Consider the following 9,335-nt stretch of genomic DNA (forward strand, 5'->3'; position numbering starts at 1 on the left):
GGCCCCAAAAGGGCCGGCTTTTTCTTGGGTACGCCTTGGCCGATTTCACATGGCGCGAAAGAGATGGGCGTACAGGCGGCTGACCGGAATCTTCTCCGCCCGCCCGCGCAGCATCAGATGAAGCTTGCCGGCCTCATCGCGATGCACCGATTCGATGGCCGCGCTGCGCACCACCACCGCCCGATGCACCTGCCAGAAGGTGTCGGTGTCGAGCTGGGGCAGCAACTGCTTGAGCGGCGTGCGGATCAGGTATTCGTGCGTGGCGGTCAGCACGCGCAGGTATTTGTCGGCCGCTTCGAAATACAGCACCTCGTCGATGGGCACCATGCGCACGGTGCTGCCGCCGGCGTCGCTGGCGGCGATCATGCGCAGCGGGGCGGGGGCGGCCGCAGTTCCGGCGCCGGCGGCCGTCAGCACCTGGCGCCATTGGGCGAGCGTCTGTTCGAGCGCCGCGTCGGCCAGGGCGGGCGTGGGCTCCGGTTTTCGCGCGGACAGCGCCTGCTGCAGCCGGCTCACGGTCTTGCGCAGGCGCTCGGGCTGCAGGGGCTTGAGCACGTAGTCGATGGCCTGCGCATCGAAGGCGCGGGTGGCGTATTCGTCATAAGCCGTCACGAACACCAACTGCGGCATTGGCGCCTCGTCGGTGGGCCAGCAATCGGCCAGTTCGGCGGCGGCGCCGAGGCCGTCGAGGCCGGGCATGCGGATGTCGAAGAACAGCACCTGCGGCAGCAGGCGCAGCGCCTCGCGCACGGCGCTGCGACCGTCGCCGGCGGTGGCGACGATCTGCAGTTCGGGCCAAGCGACTGCAAGTTCGGCCTTGAGGGCCTGCGCGAGCAGGGGCTCGTCTTCGGCGATGAGGGCGGTGGGGTTCATCTTGTCGCTGTTGTTGTGTCGTGTTCAGGCAGGCGTAGGGAAGCTCAGCGTGGCGCTGGTGCCGCCGGTGGGCGAGGGCGCCAGCTTCATGTGCCCCCGGTCGCCGTACATGGTGGCCAGCCGGTCGCGCACCTGCTCCAGCCCGAAACTGCTGCCTTCCGAAGGCGGCGCTGCATCAAGGCCCACGCCGGTGTCGCTCACCTCGATCACTAGCTGGCCGGCTTCCCTGCGGGCGCGCACGACGATCTCGCCGCCTTCCACCTTCGGCTCCAGCCCGTGGCGGATGCTGTTTTCCACCAGCGGCTGCAACAGCAGCGGCGGTACGGGCGCATCGCGCAGGTCTTCCGGCAGGTCGAGCGTGTAGCGCAGGCGTTCGCCCATGCGCACCGACATCAGTTCCAGGTAGTCGCCCAGCCGCTCGAACTCGGCCGACAGCGGATGCGACAGCGCGCGCGAGCCGCTGAGCGTCATGCGCAGGTAGCTGTTGAGCCGGTCGAGCATGGCCACGGCGCGCGGTGGGTCGACGGTGATCAGCACGCGCAGGTTGGCCAGCGTGTTGAAGAGCATGTGCGGCTCCAGCTGCGTTTCGAGCAGCTTGAGCCGCGCCTCGGTGGCGTTGCGCTGCGCCAGCTCGATCTGGCCCTGCATGTGCTTGCTCTTGCCGAGGCTGTAGAAGAAGAAGCACATGCCGACCGTCGCGATGATGGTGATCGTGACGCCGGTGGCCAGCTTGTGGCCCTTGAATTCGAGAAAGTCGAATGCGGGTGCGCCGAACAAGGCGTCGCCGATGAGGTTGCCGACAAAGAAGCCGACGGCCGCGCCCGCCGCGATCAGGAGAAAGCCCCCCGGCCATCCGGGCCAGAGGTTTTCACGGTGCCCGCTGATCAGGAGCCGGCCGCCGTCGATGAACAGCCAGCTCACGGTGCCGATCGACAGCGAATAGACCAGGTGGCCGGCCCAGTTGCCGCCGCCGGTGATGGTCATCACGGTGGCAATGAGGCAGCAGAAGACAGCGGTGATCAGGCCATGCCGCAGCATGGACTTCAGGTTTTCAGCCCTGAACCTTTGGTTGGTGGCAGCCTGGTCCAGGCTCACCCGCGGTCCCCGGCGTCCAGCGCGCGGCGTTCGCGCTCCACCAGCCTGTCGTAGAAGCCGCCGCCGGGCGCCACGAACCAGACGACGGCGCCGTGGATCAGCAGGCCCAGCCCCCAGCCCATGAGCGGGTACATCGCCCAGGTGCGGCCGTTGGCGGCCGAGATCGTGACGAGGCCGAGGTTGACCACCACGTAGACGAAGGCGTGGATGTACCAGCCCATCTTGGCGCCGGCGCGGCGGCGTGCGAGGCGCTCGACGTCGGAGCGGGAAGAGTTCGATGCAAGAGAAGTCATGACAGCTCCTTGTATTGGACAGGAATGAAATCGGAAGAGGCGGGCTGCGGCGACTGTGGCGACGGTGCCGCCTGCAATGCCGCGCGCTGCCGCAGCTCCTCGGTGGTGTCGCCAGGCCCGTCGGGCTTCCAGCCCGGCGGCTTCACGAGGTAGCCGACGAAGGCGCGCACCGAGCGGGCCGAGGCCAGGTCGCGCAAAAGCGCGCGCCACTGGCTGAACTCGATCTCGAAGAGGTTGTGCGAAGTGATCGGGTTCACCAGCCCGTAGCGGCAGGGAAGGTCGGCGCGCTCCGGGATGTAGGTGCCGAACAGGCGGTCGAACACGATGAGCACGCCGCCGTAGTTGCCGTCCAGGTATTCCAGGTTCGAGGCGTGGTGCACGCGGTGGGCCGAGGGCGTGTTCAGCACCCATTCGAGGGGCCCGAGGCGCGGGATCCAGGTTGCGTGAATCCAGAACTGGTACAGCAGGTTCAGCGTGAGCATCAGCAGGATCACCCGCGGCGGCATGCCCAGCAGCGGCGCCAGCATGAAGAAGGCCAGCGTGCCGGTGAGGCGGCCGGTCCAGCCGAAGCGGTAGGCGGCCGACAGGTTCAGCTGGTTCGGCGAATGGTGGATGGAATGGGTGCACCAGAACCAGCGCACCCGGTGCGCCGCGCGGTGGTACCAGTAGTAGCAGAACTCCTGGCCGATGAAGCAGGCGACCCAGCCGCTCCAGTGGTCCATCGGCAGGGTGAAGAGGCGGTGGTCATAGAACCAGTTCATCGCGCCGGTCCAGAAGGCCAGCGGCAGCAGCCAGCGCAACGGGTACTCGCGCACAAGAAAGTCGACCACCGAGATGCCGGCCGCCTTCCAGTCGTAGCTGCGCCAGCCGTTGCGCCAGGACAGCACGAGCGCCTCGGCAATGGAGGCGACGAGCACCACCGTGACGGAGATCTTGAGGATCAGCAAGAGCGCGTTCATGGTGGCGGGTCCTGGATGAAAGTCGTGGCCGAGGGAATCTTAGGCCGCGCGGGCCGTGGCCGACATAGCGTCAGTGCGGATGGCCAGCTTCCACAGGCGCACCGCACGGGCCGCGAAGACACCGCTGAAGGCGCCGTACAGCACCGGGATCACGAGCCCGAAGGCGGCTTGCTGGCGCACCTCGGGGTGCATGGCCAGGGCCACGCCCACCACGTACTTGGTCAGGAAGATGCCCATCATGAGCATCAGCGGCACGGGGCTGCCGGCCACGTGGAAGCGGCGCTCGGCCGCGTCGTAGCGGGTGGTGGCGGGCAGCGGGCGCTGCAGCACCAGCGCCAGCATCACCACCGCGGCGGCGGCCCAGCCCAGCAGGGCGCCGAAGGAATCGCCGAAGACGGAGACCACGCCGTAGATCGACAGCGCGCCCATGGCCACCGGCATCAGCGTGACGCGGCTCAGGCTCACTTCGTTGGTGAGCAGCTGCTTGGCACCGAGCCACAGCAGCAGGAAGAACACGGCGAACACCCACTTGGGCGTGTGAAGGATGATTTGCATCAGCATGGTGGCGCTCCGTTGGAAGTGGAAGAAATTTTGAAGAAGAAGGGCGGAAGGGAATCGATGGAGTGGACTGTGCCGGCCCCCGCCCGCCCCAGCCACCGGCTTGCGACGGAATGCATGCATGCGGCGCGAATTGCAGCCGGGCGGCGTGAATTGCGGAGGCTCCACGGACAGCTTTACCGTCGCTTTACGGCGCAGCAAAGAGCGGGACTACCATTCCGCGCTGTACTACCCCGGTCCGCACCCCCTGCATCTTTCGCACGCACCGCCCATGGAACAAGAAAAACCACCCGAGCCTCTGCCTTCCACCGTCTCGCCAACACATCCGACGGTGCGCAGACGCCGGTGGGTGGGCGGGCTGCTGACCCTGCTGCTGCTCGTGGCGCTGGGTGCCGGCGCCTGGTATCTGATCCAGCGGTCGAAGACGCCCGCGGCCGGCCCCGGTGGCGCTCCTGGCGCCGGCAGGCAGGGTGGTGGGCCCGGTGGGCCGGGCGGCCCGGGTGGGCGCGGCGGCGGCGGCGGGGCCTCCAGCACGGTCGGCGTTGCCACGGCCAGGCAGGCCGACATCCCGGTGCAACTCGAGGCGCTGGGCACCGTCACGCCGCTGGCCAACGTGATCGTGCAGCCGCAGGTGTCGGGCGTGCTCACGGCCGTGCTGTTCCAGGAAGGACAGATGGTCAAGCAGGGCGACGTGCTCGCCACCATCGACCCGCAGCCGTTCCAGAACGCGCTGGGGCAGGCCAGCGGGGCGCGGCAGCGCGACGAGGCGCAGCTGGCGGCGGCGCGCGTCACGCTGCAGCGCTACCAGACCCTGCTGGGGCAGGACTCCATCGCCCGGCAAGACGTCGACACGCAGGCCGCGCTGGTCAAGCAGCTCGAAGGCACCGTAGCCATCGACCGCGCCAACGAGAACACGGCCAAGCTCAACCTGGCCTGGAGCCGCATCACCGCGCCGGTGAGCGGGCGCATCGGCCTGCGGCCGGTGGACGGGGGCAACTACATCTCCACCGGCACCACCAACGGCATTGCGACCATCACGCAGATTGCGCCCATCGACGTCGAATTCGCCATTCCGCAAGACCGCGTGCCCGAAGTGCAGGAGCGCCTCGCCCAGGGCGCCAAGCTCGACGCCACCGCCTTCGACCGCACGCGCACGCGCCAGCTTGCGAACGGAGCCTTCTCCACGCTCGACAACCTGGTCGACACCGCCACCGGCACCGTCAAGGCCAAGGCCCGATTCGCCAATGCCGACAGCGCGCTGTTCCCGAACCAGTTCGTCAACCTGCGGCTGTTGCTGCGCACCGTGGCCAGCGCGGTGGTGGTGCCGGTCACGGCGTTGCGCCACGGCCCCAACGGCGACTACGTGTATGTGCTGAACGAAGACAGCACGGTGTCGCAGCGGCCGGTGACGCGTGGCGAATCGAGCGTGGACAACGTCGCGATCATGTCGGGCCTGAAGGCCGGCGAGCAGGTCGTGACCGAAGGCGGCGACCGGCTGAAGGACGGCGCGCGCGTACAGACCCAGGTCGAACGCCCGGCCGGTGCGGCGTCAGCGCCTGCGAGCGGTTCGCGCCGTGGACAACACCGTCAAGGCGGCGCGGCGGCACCGAAGGGCGGCGCATCAGGTGCGTCAGGTGCATCGGGCCCGGCTGCTGCCGCTCCCGCAGCGGAACCCGCAACACCCGCCAAGCTCCCGACCGCCGAGCAGCGCCAGCGCATGCTCGATGCCGCCAAGGACGACCCGCAGCAACTGGAGCGCCGCAAGCGCTTTCTTGAAGCACTGGACCGTGGCGACCCGGCGGCACTGGAGCGCTGGCAGCGCATGTCCGAAGGCGGTGGCGAAGGTGGCCAGGGCGGGCGTCGCCCATGAGCGGTCGCAGCTGCAGCCGTAGCGCGGAGGCCGTCCGGTGAACCCGTCACGTCCGTTCATCCTGCGGCCGGTGGCGACCTCGCTGCTGATGGTCGCCATCGTGCTGGCTGGCCTGGTGGCGTTCCGCTTCCTGCCGCTGTCGGCATTGCCGCAGGTCGACTACCCGACCATCCAGGTGCAGACGCTCTACCCCGGGGGCAGCCCCGAGGTCATGAGCAACACCGTTACCGCGCCGCTGGAACGCCAGTTCGGCCAGATGTCGGGGCTCGACCGCATGAGCTCGACCAGCGCCGCGGGCGTATCGATCATCACGCTGCAGTTCTCGCTGGGCCAGACGCTCGACGTGGCCGAGCAGGAAGTGCAGGCCGCCATCAACGCCGGCGGCTCGCTGCTGCCGGCCGACCTGCCGGCACCGCCCGTGTACGCCAAGGTCAACCCGGCCGACGCGCCGGTGCTCACGCTTTCGATCACGTCCGACACGCTGCCGCTCACCGAGGTGCAGAACCTCGTCAACACCCGGCTCGCGCAGAAGATCAGCCAGGTCTCGGGCGTGGGGCTGGTCTCGCTCAGCGGCGGGCAGCGCCCGGCGGTGCGCATCCAGGCCAACACGCAGGCCCTCGCTGCCAACGGCATCGGGCTCGACACGCTGCGCACGGCCATCTCGGCAGCCAACTCCAACGGCGCCAAGGGCAGCTTCGACGGCCCCAAGCGCGCCTACACCATCAACTCGAACGACCAGTTGCTCACGGTCGACGACTACAAGAACCTCATCGTCACGTACAAGAACGGCGCGCCGATCCGCATGGTCGACGTGGCGCAGGTGGTCAACAGCGCCGAGAACAACCAGCTGAGCGCCTGGGCCGGCAACAAGGCTGACGGCACCAACAAGCTGTCGCCCGCGATCATCATGAACGTGCAGCGCCAGCCCGGCGCCAACGTGATCGCCACCGTCGATGCCATCAAGAAGCAGTTGCCCGAGCTGCAGACCGGCTTGCCCGCCGGACTGAAGATCGAGGTGCTCAGCGATCGCACGGCCGGCATCCGCGCGTCGGTCCAGCACGTCGAGATGGAACTGGTGCTGGCCGTGGTGCTGGTGGTGCTGGTGATCTTCGCCTTCCTGGGCAGCCTGCGCGCCACCGTCATCGCAAGCATTGCGGTGCCCATCTCGCTCATCGGCACCTTCGGGCTGATGTACCTGCTGGGCTACAGCCTGAACAACCTGAGCCTGATGGCGCTGACCATTGCCACCGGCTTCGTGGTGGACGACGCGATCGTGATGATCGAAAACATCGCGCGTTACATCGAGGAGGGCGAAAAGCCGCTGCAGGCCGCGTTCAAGGGCGCGACGCAGATCGGCTTCACCATCATCTCGCTGACCGTGTCGCTCATCGCGGTGCTGATTCCGCTGCTCTTCATGGGTGACGTGGTGGGCCGCCTGTTCCGCGAGTTCGCGGTGACGCTGGCCATCACCATCCTGATCTCGGCCGTGGTGTCGCTCACGCTGGTGCCGATGATGTCGGCGCGCTGGCTCAAGCACGAAGAAAAGAAAGACCCGGCCGGCCATGGCTTCGGCGCGCGCGCGCAGCGTTTCTTCAGCGGCGTGATGGAGCGTTACGACCGCTCGCTGCACTGGGTGATCGAGCACCAGCCGCTCACGCTGCTGGTCGCGCTGCTGACCATGGTGCTGACGGTGGTGCTGTACCTCACGATCCCGAAGGGCCTGTTCCCCACGCAGGACACCGGCCAGCTGCAGGCCCGCGTGCAGGCCGCGCAGGACGTGTCCTTCGACCGCATGTCGCAGCTGCAACTGCAGGCGGCGCAGGCCATTCTCGATGACCCCGAGGTCGAGAACCTCAGCTCCTTCGTCGGCGTGGACGCGGCCAACAACACCATGCTGCACACCGGCAGCATGCTCATCAACCTGACGAAGAGCCGCGGCAACCAGCAGGACGTGATGGACAGGCTGCGCGAGCGCGTGCGGCAGGTGGCCGGCGTCACGCTGTACCTGCAGCCCACGCAAGACCTGACCATCGACGCCGAGACCGGCCCGACCGAGTACCGCGTGTCGCTGGAGGGCGTGGACAGCGCCGCGATCACCGAGTGGATGAAGAAGCTCGTGGCGAAGCTGCAGACATCGGACAAGGTGCGCAACGTGAGCAGCGATGCCGGCGCGCAGGGCCTGGCGGCGTTCGTCAACGTGAACCGCGACACCGCGGCGCGGCTGTCGATCACGGCGAGCACGGTGGACGACGCGCTCTACAGCGCCTTCGGCCAGCGCATCGTGTCGACGATCTTCACCGAGACGAACCAGTACCGGGTGATTCTCGAAGCGCGTCCCGGCATGGTGAATACGCCGCAGACGCTGGGGCAGCTGAGCCTGATCGCCGGCTCCGGCACCGCGACACCGCTGTCCGCGATTGCGGACATCACCGAGCAGCAGGCGCCGCTGCAGATCACGCACGTGGCGCAGTACCCGGCGAGCACGCTGAACTTCGATACGGCGCCCGGGGTTTCGCTTGGGTCTTCGGTCGATGCGATCAGGGCGGCTGCGAAGGAGATCGGGCTGCCCGGCAGCGTGACGATGACCTTCCTGGGAGCTTCAGGGGCGTACGAGAAGTCGCTGTCTAACCAGTTGTGGCTGATTCTGGCGGCGGTGGTTTGCGTGTACATCGTGCTGGGGGTGCTGTACGAGAGCTACGTGCATCCGCTGACTATCTTGTCTACGCTGCCTTCGGCCGGGGTCGGGGCCTTGCTTGCCTTGATGATCACCGGCAACGACCTGGGGGTGATCGGGATCATCGGGATCATTCTGCTGATCGGCATCGTGAAGAAGAACGCGATCATGATGATCGACTTCGCTATCGATGCTGAACGGACTCAGGGGAAGTCTCCTCGGGAGGCTATTCATCAGGCTGCTTTGTTGCGGTTTCGGCCTATCTTGATGACTACGCTGGCTGCCTTGTTTGCGGCCGTTCCCCTGATGCTGAGCTTCGGCGAAGGTGCTGAATTGCGGCGTCCGTTGGGGTTGGCGATTTTTGGGGGGTTGATCGTTAGTCAGCTGCTTACTCTGTTCACTACGCCTGTTATCTATCTGGCGTTTGATCGGTTGGGTGGGGGGAGTTCTCGGCGGGCTGCGGTTGAGGAGGAAGCGGTTTGAGCCGGTTTTTCTCTTGCTGCTTGTTTGCTTTCCGGGGCCGGGTCTCGCCCCGGCGGGCGACCTGCTTTTCTTTGCTTCGCCAAAGAAAAGTAGGCAAAAGAAAGGCGACCCTACTGTCTGCGTCCCTTCGCTTCGCTACGGGCAACCTGCGGTGCTCGACTCCGGAGGGGGTCCGCAGAACTCGCTCCACTGCGTTGCGCTCAAACAGCTGCGGCCCTGATCCCTCCTACGTCTGCGCTCCTCGGCGCAGCCAGAAGGGATTGGGGAACCGGGCGGGCCATCGGTGCGCTCGGCGCGGTGCGGCTGCAGGCGCTGCGCGCCTGCAGCCGCATGGGGGCCGAGCGAAGCAAAGGCCCGTGTTGTCTCCACCTCCCCTCTGGCTGCCCCGTAGCGCAGCGAAGGGGTCGCAGACAGTGGGGTCGCCTTTTCTTTGGCTGGCGGTTTCAAGTCTGAAGTGCAACACACTCGATCCTCAAGGGAAGAGCTTGCATGAACAGAAGTTACGAACAACTGAGCGCCGAAGAGCGAGG

7 protein-coding genes are annotated in these 9,335 nt (G+C 67.1%); 2 read left to right on the forward strand and 5 right to left on the reverse strand.

Going from position 1 to position 9,335, the window contains the following annotated elements; translation table 11 throughout:
* Positions 1-45 precede the first annotated feature (45 nt).
* From BLV60_RS31085 to BLV60_RS31105, 5 genes are read right to left on the reverse strand one after another with little or no spacing between them, the layout of a single operon-like run.
* The gene (locus tag BLV60_RS31085) at positions 46-873 is read right to left on the reverse strand and encodes a LytR/AlgR family response regulator transcription factor (protein ID WP_093059191.1); all 828 of its coding nucleotides are present in this window, start codon (positions 871-873) and stop codon (positions 46-48) included.
* 24 nt (positions 874-897) lie between these two features.
* Positions 898-1,911, reverse strand: a complete 1,014-nt coding sequence (locus BLV60_RS31090; RefSeq protein ID WP_093059193.1) for a sensor histidine kinase — start codon at positions 1,909-1,911, stop codon at positions 898-900.
* Positions 1,912-1,964: 53 nt separating this feature from the next.
* Positions 1,965-2,261, reverse strand: coding sequence for a 2TM domain-containing protein (locus BLV60_RS31095; RefSeq protein ID WP_093059195.1), 297 nt, complete (start codon positions 2,259-2,261; stop codon positions 1,965-1,967).
* Positions 2,258-3,220 carry a sterol desaturase family protein gene (locus BLV60_RS31100; RefSeq protein WP_093059197.1) on the reverse strand — a complete coding sequence of 321 codons (963 nt, stop codon included), beginning with the start codon at positions 3,218-3,220 and terminating at the stop codon, positions 2,258-2,260. Before BLV60_RS31100 ends, BLV60_RS31095 begins: the two co-directional genes overlap by 4 nt.
* A gap of 39 nt (positions 3,221-3,259) precedes the next feature.
* Positions 3,260-3,781, reverse strand: coding sequence for a DUF6622 family protein (locus BLV60_RS31105; RefSeq protein ID WP_093059199.1), 522 nt, complete (start codon positions 3,779-3,781; stop codon positions 3,260-3,262).
* Positions 3,782-4,049: 268 nt separating this feature from the next.
* On the opposite strand from BLV60_RS31105, the gene BLV60_RS31110 reads away from it, so the two are divergent.
* Together BLV60_RS31110 and BLV60_RS31115 are read left to right on the forward strand one after the other, a co-directional pair.
* A complete protein-coding gene (locus tag BLV60_RS31110) occupies positions 4,050-5,648 on the forward strand; it encodes an efflux RND transporter periplasmic adaptor subunit (RefSeq protein WP_093059201.1) in 1,599 nt (532 codons plus the stop codon).
* A 37-nt stretch (positions 5,649-5,685) separates the two neighbouring features.
* Complete coding sequence (locus BLV60_RS31115) at positions 5,686-8,805, forward strand: efflux RND transporter permease subunit (protein WP_093059202.1); 3,120 nt, start codon at positions 5,686-5,688, stop codon at positions 8,803-8,805.
* The last annotated feature ends 530 nt before the right edge of the window (positions 8,806-9,335 follow it).

Origin of the sequence: Variovorax sp. YR634, assembly GCF_900106655.1 — a bacterium.
Lineage (GTDB): Bacteria > Pseudomonadota > Gammaproteobacteria > Burkholderiales > Burkholderiaceae_C > Variovorax.

What these genes read in the sequence shown, in the direction of transcription:
- BLV60_RS31085 (WP_093059191.1), bottom strand. Translation starts at nt 873, where the DNA reads ATGAACCCCACCGCCCTCATCGCCGAAGACGAGCCCCTGCTCGCGCAG.
- BLV60_RS31095 (WP_093059195.1), bottom strand. Translation starts at nt 2,261, where the DNA reads ATGACTTCTCTTGCATCGAACTCTTCCCGCTCCGACGTCGAGCGCCTC.
- BLV60_RS31090 (WP_093059193.1), bottom strand. Translation starts at nt 1,911, where the DNA reads ATGCTGCGGCATGGCCTGATCACCGCTGTCTTCTGCTGCCTCATTGCC.
- BLV60_RS31105 (WP_093059199.1), bottom strand. Translation starts at nt 3,781, where the DNA reads ATGCTGATGCAAATCATCCTTCACACGCCCAAGTGGGTGTTCGCCGTG.
- BLV60_RS31100 (WP_093059197.1), bottom strand. Translation starts at nt 3,220, where the DNA reads ATGAACGCGCTCTTGCTGATCCTCAAGATCTCCGTCACGGTGGTGCTC.
- BLV60_RS31110 (WP_093059201.1), top strand. Translation starts at nt 4,050, where the DNA reads ATGGAACAAGAAAAACCACCCGAGCCTCTGCCTTCCACCGTCTCGCCA.